Source organism: Yersinia canariae (assembly GCF_009831415.1).
Classification (GTDB): domain Bacteria; phylum Pseudomonadota; class Gammaproteobacteria; order Enterobacterales; family Enterobacteriaceae; genus Yersinia; species Yersinia canariae.
This window is the reverse complement of record NZ_CP043727.1, coordinates 2,659,108-2,675,941: the sequence shown is the minus strand read 5'-3', so window position 1 is coordinate 2,675,941 and position 16,834 is coordinate 2,659,108. Positions and strand designations below refer to the sequence as shown.

The window sequence follows — 16,834 nt, the reverse complement described above, 5'->3', positions numbered from 1 at the left end:
TGATGCCTAAATTTGCGGCTAATTTATCCATGATGTTTACAGAAGTCCCTTTTCTTGACCGTTTTAAAGCCGCGAAAGATGCAGGGTTCCGCGCGGTGGAATTTTTATTTCCCTATGATTATCCTGCCGCGCAGTTGGCGGAAAAATTAAAAGAACAAAGTTTACAACAGGTGCTGTTTAATACGTCTCCTGGCAATATCCATGGTGGCGAGTGGGGGCTGGCCGCTTTGCCGGGGCGCGAAAAAGATGCTCGCAGTGATATTGATTTGGCTTTGGAATATGCGCTGGCGCTGGCGTGCCCCTCTATTCATGTCATGGCGGGGGTGATTCCCGAAGGGGCTGACAGGAAAAAGTATCAGCAGGTATTTGTCGACAATATTCGTTATGCTGCCGGCCGTTTTGCTGAACATAATATTAATGTCATGATTGAAGCATTAAATCCGAAGATAAAATCTAATTACCTGTTCTCGAGTCAGTATGAAGCTTTAGATCTGGTTAACCTCATTGAACGCCCCAACGTATTTCTGCAATTGGATCTATTCCATGCGCAAATAGTGGATGGCAATCTTAGCCATTTAATTACCGAGTTCGCAGGGCGTTATGGGCATATTCAGATAGCATCTGTACCGAATCGTCATGAGCCTGATGAAGGTGAAATTAATTATTCGTACTTATTTGGCTTGCTTGATGAGGTTAACTACAACGGCTGGATTGGTTGTGAATATCACCCCCGTGCGGGCACTCTGGCGGGGTTGGATTGGATAAGGCCCTATCAACCATAAGTATTAATATGTTGGCCAGTTTTTAGTGTCGCAATACATTGCATGACATTTATTAACGGACTTTTTATCGATAATTAACGCCTATTATTTCGAATTAATGCCAGTGGACATGCTTATCTGCTGTTTGTCATTCGGTGCCATCCATATAAACTCTCCCTTCTTGTCTTTATTATCATGATATCGCAACAGTCTTGATGTTTTTCCTTTGGGAAAACATCATCAAGTTATTTAAAACAACTGATATACAGCTTTCTTAACCTAGGATATCTTACTCTAAGAATTTCATGATTAATTGATAAAGCCAAGTATCAAAGACGCGATTCATCATTATTAATATTTCATATAAATTAAAACGTATAAAAATTTCTGCACTTAAAATAAGCCCCAGAGGCAGAAGAAAGACAGAAATATAAACAGAGGCAAACGGGAGATAACTATATGCCTACAGATGATAGCAAAAATGGAATTATCGACTACGTATCCACCGGCCATCTGCCGGACCCTGATACTGTTGTTAAATTGGTGCAAGAAGCCCACAAACGGTTTGGTACGGATAACGAAGGTGTGGTTTCTACCGTTTATCCTGCATTAGAACGCATTCCTCCCAATCTCTTTGGTGTTTGCATGGTCGGCACTAACGGCAAAGTGCATTCAGCCGGCGATGTGGATTATGAATTTACCATCATGAGTGTCTCCAAACCTTTTGTTTTTGCTCTGGTCTGTCAGGCCATCGGCGCGAAAGTTGCCCGTGAAAAACTGGGTGTGAACAGCACAGGAATGGCATTTAACTCGGTGACTGCTATTGAGCGAGCTGCGGATGGGCGAACTAACCCGATGGTGAACTCTGGCGCTATTGCCACAACTAGCTTGGTACCGGGGGCGAGCAGTGATGAGCAGTGGAAATTAATTTATGACGGTTTGTGTCGTTTTGCCGGGCGCGAACTGACTTTGAATGAAGAAGTGTATCAATCTGCATGTGAAACAAATTTCCGCAACCGTGGCATTGCCAATGTGTTGGAAGGCTATGGCCGCCTGGGATGTGACCCTCTCATTGCTACCGATTTATATACGCGCCAATGTTCGTTGAATGTCAGTGCCCGAGATTTAGCCGTGATGGGCGCGACATTAGCTGACGGTGGCGTTAATCCACTGACGCGCGAGCGGGTTGTCGACAATGATGTTTGTCATTACGCGTTAGCGGTAATGGTAACCGCAGGATTGTACGAAACCTCTGGGGACTGGCTTTATGACATTGGTCTTCCTGGGAAAAGCGGTATTGGTGGCGGTATTGTGACAGTGTCACCAGGAAAAGGGGGGTTGGGGACTTTCGCACCATTGTTGGATAGCGCAGGTAACAGTGTCAAAGGGCAACTGGCTGCCCGGTTCTTATCACGTAGTCTTGGGATGGACATGTTTGTTTCTGAGCCTTACACCGAAAAGAGTTGAGCCATGAGAGTCAGGTAAAGCTCAAAAACCGGTTATTGAGCAACAAAGTGTGTTGTGACACCGGATTGAGTTTAAAACAATATTGTTTTTCAAAAGGATAGAAAAATTTATGGCGAATCAATCAGCTCACCGCGCGGGCGCGGAAATTAAAGAGTCATGGGTGCCGATGATAACTATCGCGCTGGCCCAGATTCTGATGTCATTTAACGTTGCCTCCCTGCCAGTTGCATTGGGTGGGATGGTGAAAAGTTTTAATGTGCCACCGACCACGATTGCAACTGCGATCGTCATGTATTCACTGTCAGTTGCCGGTTTCGTTATGTTGGGTGCCAAACTCAACCAGCGCTTCGGGCCATTGGTGGTATTTCGCAGTACTGTTCTGTTGTTCGGTATCGCGCAGGTAATGATGACATTCAGCCCGAATGTTACAGTCATGATCAGCGCGCAGGCATTAAGTGGCCTGGCCGGTGCCGCCTTGGTGCCCGCATTAGTCGCATTGATTGCTGAAAACTATCGGGGTACACAACAGGCCACGGCGCTGGGGGCGTTAGGTTCTGCTCGTGCTGGTGCCGGTGTGGCGGCATTCATGATTGGTGGTGTACTGGGAACTTACATTGGCTGGCGTCCGGCGTTCGGGATATTGATTGTGTTATCCGCAATCATCTTTGTATTGAGTTTCCGTCTGAAATCCGACCAGGGCCGCCCGGAAGTGGGCATTGATGTATTTGGTGTGGTTCTGGCTGCATCGGCGATTATTTTGTTGTCGTTTGGCTTTAATAACCTCAACCGCTGGGGCTTCGGTCTGGTTCGTGAAGGTGCGCCATTTAGTCTACTGGGCTTTTCTCCTGCGCCCTTTATGATTGTCTTGGGTATTGTGCTCGGGCAAGCATTTGTGGTTTGGACTCGCCGTCGTCAAGAACAAGGTAAAACCCCGTTGTTGGCATTAGAAGTCCTTAGCTCACCCACTGAGAAAGCCGCGGTATTTGCCATGTTTGCGGTGGTCGCGCTGGAAGCTATGTTGAACTTCTCGGTTCCGTTGTATATCCAGATAGTGCAGGGCAGTACGCCGATGGCGACGGCAATTGCCATGATGCCATTTAACTTGTCGGTATTCTTCTCAGCAATGCTGATTGTCCGTTTCTACAAAAAACTGACACCGCGTAAGATTGGTCGTTATGGTTTCATCACTTGCACTATTGCATTGTTGTGGCTGGCTTTTGTCGTGCGCAATAACTGGAGTGAGTTCGCGGTACTGTTTGGTCTGGTGGTATTTGGCCTTGCTCAGGGGGCTTTGGTGACTTTACTGTTCAACGTATTGGTCAGCGCCTCACCGAAAGAGTTGGCCGGGGATGTCGGCTCATTGCGTGGCACGACTAACAACCTGGCGAACGCCATTGGTACTGCCGTTGCGGGTGCTTTGCTGGTTGGTTTACTCAGCGCCAACGTCATGCGCGGTGTGGCTGAAACCCCGATCTTGACGCCCGAAATTCAGGCGCAAGTGAATATGGACAGTATCAACTTCGTGAGCAATGACCGCCTGCAAGGAGTGTTGGCGCAAACCACGGCGACACCTGAACAGGTTGCTGAAGCTGTGCGAGTCAATGAGGAAGCTCGTCTTCGCTCACTGAAATTCGGCTTATTGATTATGGCGTTATTATCACTGCTAGCTATCTTCCCTGCGGGTCGTTTACCTAATTATCTTCCAGGGGAATTGCCTGCGGATAATCTGGTAAAAAAAACCAGTAAATAACTCGCTGATTAGATGGAATAACCGGCAGTAAAAATAGACTGACAGTGTGTTGCTAATACAGCCACTGTCAGTTTTTTATTTACCTATTCAACATATTAATTAACTGCCTTATTATTCTGCGGCTACATCGTCAGTGTTTTTGTGCAAGCCCGAGATCCAAGGTCATTTATCCGTTAAGGCGCTTGGGCAACGTATTGAGTCTATACTCGCACGATGATCGAAGAAAACTGCAAATGGTGCATAAATTCGCGTAAAATCAGCAAACGTGCAGCAAAATCATTGTTTTCGGGAATCCCTTCAGATGCTGCTGGCCTTCCCATTATGACTGCCGCCAACCTGTCAAACATCCGCTCAACAGATTCGAGTGACATCCGTATTTCTGCTTGCATGGGCAAACCCGCAAGTTGTGCCAGCTCAGCAATATCGCCATCGGTAGTAATCAATTGTGAGGTTTTATTCACGGCCGGGCTGATTCGGATGACTTCATCTTCAACCGCCATGATGGTATTTTCCATCTCATCAGCTGTGGGAGGGGTATGTTTAAAATAGCGCAAAGCAATATTATTCGAGCCAACGGTAAGTTGCTGTTCAGTAAACTTTTTATCAGCGTTGTCAGCAACGACTGTTGTCGATTCATGGCCAATCGATATCAGTGTTATTAAACCATTATCACCGACCGTGGCACGAAGATTTTCATATTCCGCTTGAGTGTTTTTCATTATTAAATCGCCTTATCTGTGGCCGTCATTCGTACTGATATTGCGGGATGCTCCGCATTTTTAAACAATAATTCAAAAGACTAAATATTTTTTGATGAGGATCAAGACACATTTCTCTTGTTTAGTGTTAATGTCAATGAATCTCATTATCAACTTCATGTGCGTTACTTATTATGCGAATTTGGCACAAATTTATCTTGCTTGGCTGCTGTTGGTTGCTATCCAGTGCGTTGGCCTGGGCAAGCCCAGATTACCAGCAGTGGGTCAATGATATCCAATCCCGTCTCGACAAAACCTCTCAGTTGTACCAACAGCATAATAATGACGAAGCCCGTACCACGGTACAAATGGCATATTTTGAAGTTTTTGAAAATCTCGAAGGGCCGATTCGTATCAATATTTCGGCTCAGAAAAGTTATCAAATGGAAGCGGCCTTTGGCGAAATCCGGCGCATGATAGGTGAGGGGAAGCCACAAGCTGAAGTTGATAACAAAATTAACTGGCTTAAAGGCGAGCTGACCGCGGTGCTGCCGGTATTGACGGGTGGCCATAAACTCACCGCCGAACAGCAACATGCAGCCTATGAAAATAATGACATTGCGGTCTATTGGCAGCAGAGTTTCAAAATCATTGATGACCTATTGGCGCAGGCTATCAGTGAATATCAGAATGGCAAATTTGAGGCCGCCAGCCAAAGTGTGCAACAGGCGCATTATCAGGGGTTTAAAAACTCTGAGATGGAGATGTCGGTGCGTGGGAATCGTTCCGCACAACAAGCCGCTGCGATTAATCAGCAATTTACTGCCCTCATCGATTTAACCCGCAAACCTGATCAAATAACTGAAGTTGCCTATCGTGTCACCGGGCTACTTCAAACCATTGAAGATACACTACCGGGTTTGCCGACGACTCGCGAACAGCAACAAGTTACCGCCGGCCAATCTGCCGCAGGGCAAACTTCTGTATCAACCACCGATCCCGATGGTCAAGCAAATGCTGATTGGGCTGCTGTTAGCGGCAAGATAAATCAGGCAATGACCGATGCCATCGGTCAGTACCAGAAAGGGCAAACGACACCAGCAATGATGGCTGTGCAGGATACCTATTTTGATTTATTCGAAGCCAGCGGTATGGAGAACAAAGTTGGCTCGCGGGATGCAGCGTTTAAATCAACATTAGAAGGTCATTTCACGCGATTGGTCAGTTTGATGAAAGCGGGCCAGCCGATTGAACAGTTACAAGCAGAAGCCGCGGCGTTGCAAAAAGATCTGTCCAGTGCGGTTGAGATGCTCGGGGGTGGGGATGAAACGGATTGGAGTTTGTTCATCTACAGCTTGCTTATTATTGTCCGTGAAGGCCTGGAAGCATTGCTAATTGTGGCTGCGATTGTTGCATATCTGGTCAAGAATAATCATCAAGACAAATTGCCATTGATTCGTCAATCTGTCGTCGTCGCCTTAATCGCCAGTGTGTTAACTGCCTTTGTCTTCCAGTGGCTATTTGCAAATTCAGGGCAAAGCCGTGAATTACTGGAAGGTTTCACCATGATGATCGCGGTGGTGATGTTGTTCTCCATGAGCTATTGGTTGCTATCCAAAACGGAAGCACGCCAATGGAAAGCTTATCTGGAAGGGAAGTTCTCTAAGTCACTTAGTAGCGGTTCAATGATAGGGCTATGGCTGACCAGTTTCCTTGCGGTTTACCGCGAAGGGGCTGAGACCGTCCTGTTCTATTTGGCCCTGATGGGCGATGCCAGCACTACCAGTGGTCACTTGTCGATTTTGGCCGGGTTTGGCGTGGGTTGTGTCATCTTGCTGGTGGCTTATTTGGTCATGCGCTTTACCGTCGTCAAGTTACCGCTCAAACCGTTCTTTATGTTTACCGGTGGCTTTATGTATCTGATGGCATTTGTATTTGCCGGGAAGAGTGTTCTTGAGTTAATCGAAGGCAAATTGTTTGAGCCAACACTGTTGCCGGGTGTGCCCGAAATCAGTTGGTTGGGAATTTACCCATATCTGGAAACATTGATTCCTCAAGGGATATTGCTGATTGCTGCACTGGTTGCTTTGTGGGTAATGCAACGGCGCGGTCGTACTATTTCAGAGTAATAATATTCAGAGTAACAATATTTCGGCTTCGTAATATCTCAGTTTAGTGGCCCGGCATAATGCCGGTGTGAATAACGAAATGTACTTATCATTTGATACCTGAGGGTGTGCTACATGACTATGAAGAAAACGATTATTGCCAGCAGCATCATTGCCAGCATTTTTGCAGCACCTGCTGCCTTTGCCTTTAAAGAGTACCCAGCGGGCGAACCTATCAAAATTAATGATATGGAAATAGCCGCAGTTTACTTACAACCGATTGATATGGAACCTCGTGGCATGGGGCTGCCAGCAGCGAAAGCGGATATCCATCTGGAAGCTGATATTCATGCGACCGAAGGCAATAAAAATGGTTTTGGTGCTGGCGAATGGATGCCATACCTGACTATTGCATATACCTTGGTGAATACAGACACTGGCGCTAAGCAAGAAGGCACATTCATGCCAATGGTTGCCAGTGATGGCCCACATTATGGCGCTAACATCAAAATGATGGGCGTAGGCAACTACAAAGTTACTTATCATATCAGTGAGCCATCCAAAGCGGGTTTGCATCGCCATACCGACAGCGAAACTGGTGTTGGTCGCTGGTGGAAACCCTTTGATGTGAGCTACGACTTTAAATATACCGGCCTGAATTGATAACAACAGCCGCGATGGCAGCAGCAGTTATCGCGGTTTTTCTTCATGCTAAATAGTCAGTGAGTCGGTGTTATCAGTTTCCTACGCCCTAAATTATTGGCGTACAGGAAGGCGGCAACTTAAGTGACAAATCGGCCGAAGACCGGTTTGTACAGCATTCATGCTCGCCCGCAGGATGAGTTTCTTTGAGGCTCATTAATCCGCAGAAGCTTACACAAGTAAGTTTCAGGGATGAACGAAGGCAGCCAATGTACATGCAGCTTGAAGTATGACGGGTATAAAGTTGAGCAGTGATAACTGGCAGGTGTTGTGATTCCTCCAAGGTGTGCTAATGAGTTACTTTTTTGTCTCCGTATTACAAGCTTTTTTACCTGTGGCGTTGTTACTGGGGTTAAGTTGGGCAGCCAGGCCCGCGCCTGCACTAAATAGGCTCGTATGGATAACAATACTCATGGTTGTTATGGGGATGTGGGCCGGAGCCTATTACCCCAAATCGCAGCAATTGCAGTTAGTTCTGGTAGGCATTCAACTCCTCGGGTTGTTAGTATTTTTATTAAGTCAATTATCCCCTCGCCGTTCATTAGGTTATTGCTGGCAGGTCTTGTTGGTATTGGGGGCCGCATTTAATTGGGGGAATAACCCAAATCTGGGCGCTTTTACTAATACCCATGTTATCAACACGGATTTGCTACTCAATCTGGCGGCCGTTGTGGTGGCATTCACTTGGGTCGTTTTCTGTGCGGTATTGCTGTTGATGATGGTTAAGCAGTTATCGCATGGCCGCTGGCCACTGTTAGTGCTGTTAACATTATTATTAATTTTGCCGCTTAGCGGCGATGCCATTCTATTATTAATGAAGTTGCAGGTCTTACCGTTAACTAAATCCTTACTTAGTTATGTTGCATTAGTCACCAATGGGCATGCCTGGTTGAATTACCTCTGCGCACTGCTATTGGCGGTAACGACACTGTGTTATTTAATTCCGCTGCGCCATGCCGGTAAAGTGGTGCGTGAAAATTCGGAACCTATAGCTCACCGCAAAGCATTAGCGGATTACCGTAACGTGCGCAGAATCTTCATTTTCTCCTTGCTGGCATGGGTAGTGGTCGCCGGTGCCCAACTTTACTGGGATAAAGTTGCCTCTCAACCCCCTCAATTATCTCAAGCTTTACCCGTCACGCTAGCTGCAGATGGTTTAGTTCATATTCCTGTCGAACAAGTTCGGGATGGTAAATTGCACCGATTCGTCTGGGTTGCTGATGATGGTAAAGCCGTTCGTTTCTTTATCATCAATCGCTATCCAGACCGTTTGCGCCTTAGCGTGGTCTTTGACGCCTGTTTATTATGTGGCGATCAGGGCTATGTGATGGAAGGTAATCAAGTTATTTGTGTTGCCTGCGCAGTGCATATTTTCATTCCCTCAATCGGCAAAGCGGGGGGATGTAATCCGATCCCGCTGGAAGATTGGAAAAGTGATGATAAAGAGTTGGTTATCCCGAAAGCTTCGCTTGAGGCGGGTGTGAACTATTTCACGACAATGGTGACCTTGGATGTAATTGATCCCGTTGATAAAACTCACCTGACTAACCAAAAGGCCGAGTACAAATATAGCTATGGAGATAAAACCTATTTCTTCTCATCCGAGGTGAATTACAACCGCTTCCGCGAACATCCAGAGCAATTTGTCACCCCGGTTATCAGTGCTGAAGACAGTGATTCGCAGGAGAACCCGTAATTATGCTGTGGCGTATGCTCAAGCAGTCTTGGTTTAGAAATGTCCGGCGTAAGTCGCTGGCCGTATTTACGGTGTTTTTGGCCGCAGGGCTCATTTCTTCACTGTTAGCGGTCTCTATAGATATTGGCGATAAAATGTCACGTGAGTTGAAGTCCTATGGCGCAAATATCCTGATTGAGCCAGCAGGTCAGGTGGTATTGCCATCACTGTTTGGTGAGAAGAGTAATCCGCTAACGGGGCAGGATTTTCTGGATCAAGCTGAGTTACCCAATATTAAAGACATTTTCTGGCGTAATAATATTGTGGGTTTTGCCCCGTTACTGAGTGGTGAAACTGAGGTCAATGGCCAGAATATCCCACTATTAGGGACTTATTTTAATCAGCCCGTCGATGTGCCGGATGAAGAGGATTATCACACGGGGCAGCAAATCATTAGCCCTTATTGGCAGGTCAATGGTAGTTGGCCACAAGAGCCTGTCAAACCAGGCGCCACTGAGGTAGAGGCCTTATTAGGCAAGCAATTAGCCCAACAAACAGGCTGGAAAGTTGGTGATGAACTGAGCCTTAGCGGTGCTTCTGGCCCGTTGAAAGTGAAGATAAGTGGCGTGCTAAGCAGTGGTGGTGAAGAGGAAGGTCGGCTGGTGTTACCGCTGGCGGCGGTGCAGTCACTACTTGGGCTACCGGGGAAAATTCAGGCGATAAGAGTCTCGGCCCTGACGGTGCCGGAAAACGAATTATCACGCAAAGCGCGTGAAAATCTTGAAGCTCTCAATGCGGAAGAATATGACCTGTGGTATTGCACGGCCTATGTTTCTTCCATTGCCCATCAATTAGAAGAGGCAATATCGGGTTCAGTGGTCCGTCCTATTTGGCAAGTTGCTGCATCAGAAGGGCTGGTGATTGAAAAAATACAGCTATTGCTAGCGGTGGTGACATTGGCCGCCTTGATTGCAGCGGCGATGGGGATTGCGTCACTAATGACCAGTACCATTATGGAGCGGGCGAAAGAGATTGGTTTAATGAAAGCCTTGGGAGCCCGGCAGTGGCAGATCTTGATGTTGTTTTATCTTGAAGCGGCAATCAGCGGTCTAATTGGTGGGTTAGCCGGGTGTTTGGCCGGGTGGGGATTGGCAAAAACGATTGGCTTGATGTTGTTTGGCGCACCGCTAAGTTTCGCCTGGATGGTTGTGCCTTGCGTGCTGGTTATTTCTGTTTTGATTGCGGTGATTGGGACGTGGTTCCCTGCCCGTCGAATTGCTCGTCTTTACCCGGTGGAGGTGCTCTATGGCCGTTAATCATCCGGTAACTCAGCATAAAGGTCTTGATGGCATGTTCTGGCGCTTAGTCTTGCGTGCATTGCGTTTACGCATGCAGCGAGTCAGTGTTGTGTTTGCAGCATTGACTGTCGGCGCAGCAATTGTCACCGCAATGTCAGCGGTTTATTTCGATATTAACGCCAAAATGAGTCAGGAATTGCGCACATTCGGTGCGAATTTTTATATTGGCCCAGGGCACGGCAATGCGTTTAAACAAGAGCGATTTCAACCCATTATTGATGCTGCGCCGAAAGGGCTTATCAATGCCTCAAGCCCCTATATTTATGGGATGGCGAGGACTGAGCTGGAAAAAGTCGTGCTGATGGGGGTGTGGTTTGAATCTTTGCAGCAGTTGGTACCTTATTGGCAAGTGACGGGGAACTGGATTGGCGTCAGTTTTGATGATCGCAATGCCATGATTGGCGTCAAACTTGCTGAACGCTTGCACGTCAAGGTCGGGGATACTCTCACACTGGTGAATGGTGGTGAGCGCCAGCGTTTGCAAGTTAAAGGCATCGTAGAAGCGGGGGATGCCACGGATAATATGTTGATCGTCAATTTGGAATTGGCGCAAAAATGGCTCAATCAACCGGGCCACATCAGTAATGCATTATTGAGTGTCAGCAATGATGTAGGGCAGGTTGAAACCTTTGCCAGCCATCTTCGTGAGCAATATCCAGATCTTGAAATTAGGCCAATTCGCAAGGTTTCAGCCTCCGAAGGGCAGGTTCTCGATAAGATAAAAGGGCTAATGGGATTGGTCTGTGTGGTTATCCTTATACTGTCATCTCTGTGCGTCAACACCACGTTAATGGCGATAGTGGGAGAACGTTCGAAAGAGTTTGCTTTGCAAAAAGCGTTGGGAGCCAGTGGTGGCGATATTATTCGTCAGATGCTGACCGAAACGTTGATTATTTCGCTGGCGGCCGCCGTTTGTGGCGCTTTGCTAGGCTATCTACTGGCACAAATATTGGGGCAGACCGTATTTAGCGCGGCAATTGCTTTGCGCGCGCCGGTATTGCCGCTGACATTGATATTGTCACTGTTAGTGGCCGCAGTGGCGGCAATTGTTCCCACCCGCCGGGCTATTCATATTGAACCCGCTAAAGTCCTGAAAGGAGAGTAGCAAATGACATCGCCACTAACACGGGTGAAACCTGAGCACGCCACGGATGCGGTTATTGAAACACGACATTTATATAAGCGCTTCGGGCAGGTGACGGCGCTCGAAGACATCAATATCCGCATTAATCGCGGTGAATTTGTGGCGATTATGGGGGCATCAGGCTCAGGTAAAACCACATTGATGAATATTCTAACGTGCCTGGACACCGTGACTGAGGGTCAGGTATTGCTTGATGGTATTGATGCTGCGGGTCTTGATGAAGAAGGGCGCAGGAGATTTCGGGCTGACAAAATAGGGTTGGTTTTCCAGCAATTCCACCTTATTCCTTACCTGACGGCGCTGGAGAATATAATGCTGGCGCAGCACTACCACAGTGTGGTGGACGAAGCTGCTGCCCGGCAGGTTTTAGAGCAAGTAGGGATGACGCCACGCATGGGCCATTTGCCTAGCCAGCTTTCTGGTGGTGAGCAGCAGCGGGTCTGTATTGCACGCGCATTGGTCAATCAGCCACCCATTATTTTTGCTGATGAGCCAACGGGTAACCTTGATGAAGAGAATGAACAGCGGGTATTGGACCTGCTAAATCATATCCATCGTCAAGGGAGAACCATTGTGATGGTCACCCATAATCCTGACTTAGGTTGTGTCGCTGACCGGATAATCCGGCTTCAGCATGGTAAATATCTTAATGAAGAGAGTCGTCATCATGTGGCGTAATCGAGTCAGAACGGTGGGTTTATGCGCGCTGCTATTGTTGCTCAGTGCCTGTAAGCAAGAAGAGGTGGCGGTAGGCGAAATTGCGCCCCAATTGGCTGCCTATGATCTACAAGGTAAACCGGTCGCACTTGACCAATGGAAAGGTAAACAGGTCTATCTCAATTTCTGGTCCGCGAGTTGTGGCGGTTGCCTCGCTGAAATGGCCGCTTTGGATAAACTAAGCCAAAAGTATCAGCAGGATATCGTGGTGGTGGCTATCAATACCGATCCCGAACAGGTCGATATCAGCCCGGTGCTAGCACAACGTAACATCAGTTATCCCGTGATTCGCGACCAACTGGGCATCACCCAGGAGCGCTATCAGGTTATCGGCACCCCAACATCTTTTATGATTGACCGCAACGGTAAGGTCACTGAGTTGCATCAGGGCGCGCGTAATGAAAAGGATCTGGCCATATTGTTCCAACAATGGTCGACGGGAGCATGATGAAAGTTTTGTTGTTGGCTATGTGTGTCGTGGTGTCCAGCGCCCCAGCACTGGCTGCCACTGATGGTGAACATATCTATAAACAAACCTGTTCCAGTTGTCATGGGCGTTTAGCTGATCGCAAAGGTTTGGATAAAGCCCCGCCATTAATATCGTTATCCCGCACTGAGATTGTCGATGGCCTGACCGCCCGGCGTGATGGCAAGATTATTGGTCGGGGTAATAAAGCCAAAGCACATCTTACAGATGATGATATTCAAAAATTAGCGGACCATATTGAGAGTTTGAAAGCGGCTAAGTCTAAAACCCCATAATCTGTTCTCACGCTATAATCTGCTGATTTAAGGTGTTAAATCAGCTTAAACTCTACTGCCCGTAGGTCCGCTTGGACGGCTTCATTTAATAATATTTATGCTGTATTATATGTTGCATATTAAATGCATCTTTAAATTATCTGAGGAATATCAGCATGGAAAATACATCAGCCTTGTTTTGCTACAAGCAGTTACCCGTATGGGATAGCGCTGGCGTGCCCGCGATGTTTCGCGAAAAGCACAATACCAAAGCAGGAACGTGGGCCAAACTGACTATTCTACGCGGGGAAATGGACTTTTTGATCCTTGATGAAGCCGGCAACACACTGGAAAGACATTCATTCTCTTGTGAGCATCAACCTCCTTTTATTGAGCCTCAAGTTTGGCATCGTATTGCCGCGTGTTCAGATGATCTGCAATGCCAACTCAGTTTTTATTGTACGCCAGAAGATTTTTATCATAAAAAATATAATTTAACACCGACACATTCAGAAGTGATTGAGGCCGTGAAAACAGTCAGGCCCGGTAAAGCACTTGATTTAGGGTGTGGTTCCGGACGTAATTCGTTGTATCTGAATTTATTAGGTTTTGATGTGACCGCCGTGGATAAAAATGGCGACAGCATTAGTCGCTTACAACAGATTATTGCGCAGGAAGAACTGCAAAACATTACCGCCAGCAGCTATAACATCAATGAAGCCAGTCTGAATAATCGCTATAACTTTATTCTCTCAACCGTGGTGTTGATGTTCCTGCAACCGGAAAGAATTCCATATGTTATCAATAATATGCAAGAGTGTACCTTACCCGGTGGCTATAATTTGATTATCTCTGCGATGTCGACTGATGACTTCCCTTGCACTGTGCCTTTTTCCTTTACATTAAAATCTGGTGAATTAAGCGAGTACTATAAAGATTGGGACATTATTAAATACAATGAAGATGTTGGGCAATTACATAAGACAGACGCTGAAGGTAATCGGATAAAACTGCGCTTTGCGACTATTCTGGCGAAAAAACCGTCGTGACAGTGACCTAAAAATACTGACTGCCGCGTAATATTTAACGCCCCGCTGGGCCATCAGTCAGTTAGCGGGGTGGTAAGTTGGGCTCATCACGTAACTGGCCGACGATATAGTCAATAAAAACGCGAATTTTGGGCGGCATATAGCGTGTTGGCGGAAAGAGCAGCCATAAGCCGCCGCTGTATGAACTGATAAAACGCCACTCTGGCAATACTTGGACAACGCGTCCCTGCTGTAAGGCTGTTCGAGCTGTAAAATACGGTAAACTGCCAATACCAATATGCTGTAAGACCGCATCCAGTCTTACGCCCGTGTGATTAGCCGCATAGCGGCCTTTCACGGCGACAGTGACCGCTTTAGTTCCTTGGCGGAATTTCCAACGCGCGTCTCCCGGTGTTTCTCCCAAATAAATACAACTGTGCTGAGTTAAATCGTGAGGATGCAGTGGCGTCCCGTGGTCAGCAAGATATTCAGGGGTTGCGCACAGTAGGTGTTCGATATTCATCAATTGTCGCCCAACCATCCCTGGTGCCGGTTGGTTAGTAATTTGAATAGCCAGATCTATATTTTCATCAATTAAATCAACATAGCGGTCATCCAATATCAGCTGCACATCGACTTTGCTGTAGCGGTGTAAAAATTCAGGGATATGCGGATGAATCACAAAACGGCCCACGGCTTTGGGCACACTGATGCGGATTAGGCCTTCCGGTTGCTGATTATATTGACCACTGATCTCCATCACCGAGTTAGCTGCACTGAGCATCGCATTGCAGCGTTTAAAAACCTCCTCACCACTTTCACTTAAACGCAATTTACGCGTTGTTCTCTGTAATAAACGTGTTGCCAATGCTTTCTCAAGACGACTAATACTGCGGCTAATTGCTGATGGGGAAACCCCCAATTGGCGGGCAACAGCTGAGAAACTACCGGTTTCGACCACTTTAACGAAAATAGCCATTTCACTGAGTAATGCTAGTGGGAGATTTGTGCTCACAGCGCAACAGTCCTTTGAGTATGTGACGGATTATCACGTCAGACTGACATCAATATAATTATAATGGAAATGATAAAAGGATAATGATCATGACAACTTGTCTATTTTTTGAGAATGATACGCTGGCTATGGATGTTGATGTGTTGAGCTGCACACCTGATGGCGACCAATTTGCAGTGATATTGCAGGCGACAATTTTCCACCCGCAAGGTGGTGGGCAGCCCTCTGATACGGGTTTTATCGATGATAATCAGGTATTGCGAGTTGTTCAGCAGCAAGGGCAATTAATTCATTACGTTGCAAAACCCATTGCTGCTGGGAAGTATGGCGCTCGTGTCGACAGTGAGCGCCGGCTTTTAAACGCGCGCATGCATTCAGCCGGGCATCTTATTGGCAATATTGGCGAAAGTTATGGCTGGCTTCCGGTAAAAGCGCACCACTGGCCGGGGGAAGGGCGAGTATCGTTTAAACGGTCAGAAAACCCGCAACAGATTGATATTGAGACTGTTATGACAACTCTGGAACAATTTATTCGCCAAGATTTACCAAGACAGATTTCTATACAGGGAGATTTCCGTGAAGTTGGGTTTGGTGAATTACCTGCATATGCTTGTGGTGGTACACATGTCCGTTCATTGCATGTGCTGGGTCAGATTATTGTGCAATCAATTTCGGAGAAGAAAGGGATAATGTCGATCAATTATAAAGTTGATTGATTCGCTGATATAAATGACATGACAAATTTCGCCTATAAGCGGAACAGAATATTGTTTTAGTATTTAATGCTGTTGAGAATTATTAATTAACTTCATTGATAATCATTATCACCAAGTGTAATAATGTGTCCATATGAGTTCCGTGGAGTATGGATTGTGTCGAATGCAGCTGAAGTGATTTACCCTTCAACAACTGCGATTTCTGATGAGATCGCCAGTTTGTTTGCCCGTACATTCGTGCACTTCTCCGAATCATTTTATGTCGATCTTCATGAAATACCGAAAGAAAGTGTATTACTAGAGCAATGGGCTGCTGAGAAAAGTTTGCCAGTGTTAATGCAAAACTATGAAAATCACTACTACAGTACAACTGAACTTAAGCCGAATCATAAAGCGCTGTATTCGTTGTGGGGGCAGTGGTATTTCGGTTTGGTTATTCCACCGATGATTTTGATGTTGCTGGCATTGCCCACAATGATTGACCCCCGTCCGGAAAGAGTTCGAATCAAATTTCACGCCACTGGGCGGCCGGAAGCTATCTACTATCAACATCGTTGGTTAGAAAAATCGCCGTCATCTTTACTGGAACGGCTCTATTTATTACTCGATCATCATATTATTCCGGTTATGGCGAAAATAGAGTGCCAACCAAAAGCGAATGTCCGATTGATATGGAATAACATTGGCTATTTGATGTTTTGGTACTTGCGCGAATTTGTTAATAAATTGGGTCCTATTGAGGACTATGACACTATTATTGAAAATCTATTTCTCACTTCAAGCTTGCCTGATGGCCGAGAAAATCCCCTCTATCGTACTGTTATTCCACGTAATGATGCTATGGAGCGCCGGACTTGTTGCCAACGCAATAAGCTGCCTGGTGTCGGCAGTTGCCTTGATTGCCCGTTAGAATCTCGCCCATAACCGGTATATGATTCAGCTTACAGATAAAGT

The 16,834-nt window shown here is 46.5% G+C and carries 16 protein-coding genes; 14 read left to right on the top strand and 2 right to left on the bottom strand.

Annotated elements, in window-relative coordinates; genetic code table 11:
* Positions 1-2: 2 nt before the first annotated feature.
* The 3 genes from F0T03_RS12330 to F0T03_RS12320 all read left to right on the top strand — a co-directional run bounded on the left by F0T03_RS12330 (position 3) and on the right by F0T03_RS12320 (position 3,978).
* A complete protein-coding gene (locus tag F0T03_RS12330) occupies positions 3-782 on the top strand; it encodes an HPr family phosphocarrier protein (RefSeq protein ID WP_159680847.1) in 780 nt (259 codons plus the stop codon).
* Between the two features lie 438 nt (positions 783-1,220).
* Complete coding sequence (gene glsA / locus F0T03_RS12325; RefSeq protein WP_159678636.1) at positions 1,221-2,228, top strand: glutaminase A; 1,008 nt, start codon at positions 1,221-1,223, stop codon at positions 2,226-2,228.
* A 109-nt stretch (positions 2,229-2,337) separates the two neighbouring features.
* A complete protein-coding gene (locus tag F0T03_RS12320) occupies positions 2,338-3,978 on the top strand; it encodes an MFS transporter (protein WP_145555133.1) in 1,641 nt (546 codons plus the stop codon).
* Positions 3,979-4,178: 200 nt separating this feature from the next.
* Here the strand turns inward: F0T03_RS12320 and F0T03_RS12315 are convergent, their stop codons facing one another.
* Positions 4,179-4,697, bottom strand: coding sequence for a hypothetical protein (locus F0T03_RS12315; protein WP_159678634.1), 519 nt, complete (start codon positions 4,695-4,697; stop codon positions 4,179-4,181).
* A 173-nt stretch (positions 4,698-4,870) separates the two neighbouring features.
* On the opposite strand from F0T03_RS12315, the gene F0T03_RS12310 reads away from it, so the two are divergent.
* From F0T03_RS12310 to tehB, 9 genes are all read left to right on the top strand, one after another.
* The gene (locus F0T03_RS12310) at positions 4,871-6,805 is read left to right on the top strand and encodes an FTR1 family iron permease (protein WP_159678632.1); all 1,935 of its coding nucleotides are present in this window, start codon (positions 4,871-4,873) and stop codon (positions 6,803-6,805) included.
* 114 nt (positions 6,806-6,919) lie between these two features.
* The gene (locus F0T03_RS12305) at positions 6,920-7,447 is read left to right on the top strand and encodes an iron transporter (protein ID WP_004390794.1); all 528 of its coding nucleotides are present in this window, start codon (positions 6,920-6,922) and stop codon (positions 7,445-7,447) included.
* 331 nt (positions 7,448-7,778) lie between these two features.
* Positions 7,779-9,182, top strand: coding sequence for a Fe-S-containing protein (locus F0T03_RS12300; protein WP_145555130.1), 1,404 nt, complete (start codon positions 7,779-7,781; stop codon positions 9,180-9,182).
* 2 nt (positions 9,183-9,184) lie between these two features.
* A complete protein-coding gene (locus tag F0T03_RS12295; protein WP_145555129.1) occupies positions 9,185-10,477 on the top strand; it encodes an ABC transporter permease in 1,293 nt (430 codons plus the stop codon).
* A gap of 34 nt (positions 10,478-10,511) precedes the next feature.
* The gene (locus F0T03_RS12290; protein WP_181952402.1) at positions 10,512-11,624 is read left to right on the top strand and encodes an ABC transporter permease; all 1,113 of its coding nucleotides are present in this window, start codon (positions 10,512-10,514) and stop codon (positions 11,622-11,624) included.
* Between the two features lie 3 nt (positions 11,625-11,627).
* Positions 11,628-12,341, top strand: a complete 714-nt coding sequence (locus F0T03_RS12285; RefSeq protein WP_145555127.1) for an ABC transporter ATP-binding protein — start codon at positions 11,628-11,630, stop codon at positions 12,339-12,341.
* Complete coding sequence (locus F0T03_RS12280) at positions 12,331-12,828, top strand: TlpA family protein disulfide reductase (RefSeq protein ID WP_145555142.1); 498 nt, start codon at positions 12,331-12,333, stop codon at positions 12,826-12,828. The genes F0T03_RS12285 and F0T03_RS12280 overlap by 11 nt, the downstream gene beginning before the upstream one ends.
* Positions 12,828-13,142 (top strand): c-type cytochrome, encoded by a 315-nt coding sequence (locus F0T03_RS12275; RefSeq protein ID WP_159680843.1) that lies wholly within the window; start codon positions 12,828-12,830, stop codon positions 13,140-13,142. The genes F0T03_RS12280 and F0T03_RS12275 overlap by 1 nt, the downstream gene beginning before the upstream one ends.
* 155 nt (positions 13,143-13,297) lie before the next feature.
* The gene (tehB, locus tag F0T03_RS12270; protein WP_159678630.1) at positions 13,298-14,170 is read left to right on the top strand and encodes an SAM-dependent methyltransferase TehB; all 873 of its coding nucleotides are present in this window, start codon (positions 13,298-13,300) and stop codon (positions 14,168-14,170) included.
* Between the two features lie 61 nt (positions 14,171-14,231).
* On the opposite strand, the gene F0T03_RS12265 is transcribed toward tehB, so the two are convergent.
* The gene (locus F0T03_RS12265) at positions 14,232-15,164 is read right to left on the bottom strand and encodes a LysR family transcriptional regulator (protein ID WP_159678628.1); all 933 of its coding nucleotides are present in this window, start codon (positions 15,162-15,164) and stop codon (positions 14,232-14,234) included.
* 89 nt (positions 15,165-15,253) lie between these two features.
* On the opposite strand from F0T03_RS12265, the gene F0T03_RS12260 reads away from it, so the two are divergent.
* Entirely contained in the window at positions 15,254-15,880 is a 627-nt protein-coding gene (locus F0T03_RS12260; protein ID WP_159678626.1) for an alanyl-tRNA editing protein, read from the top strand.
* 156 nt (positions 15,881-16,036) lie between these two features.
* The gene (gene fhuF, locus F0T03_RS12255; protein ID WP_145555123.1) at positions 16,037-16,804 is read left to right on the top strand and encodes a siderophore-iron reductase FhuF; all 768 of its coding nucleotides are present in this window, start codon (positions 16,037-16,039) and stop codon (positions 16,802-16,804) included.
* Positions 16,805-16,834 lie beyond the last annotated feature (30 nt).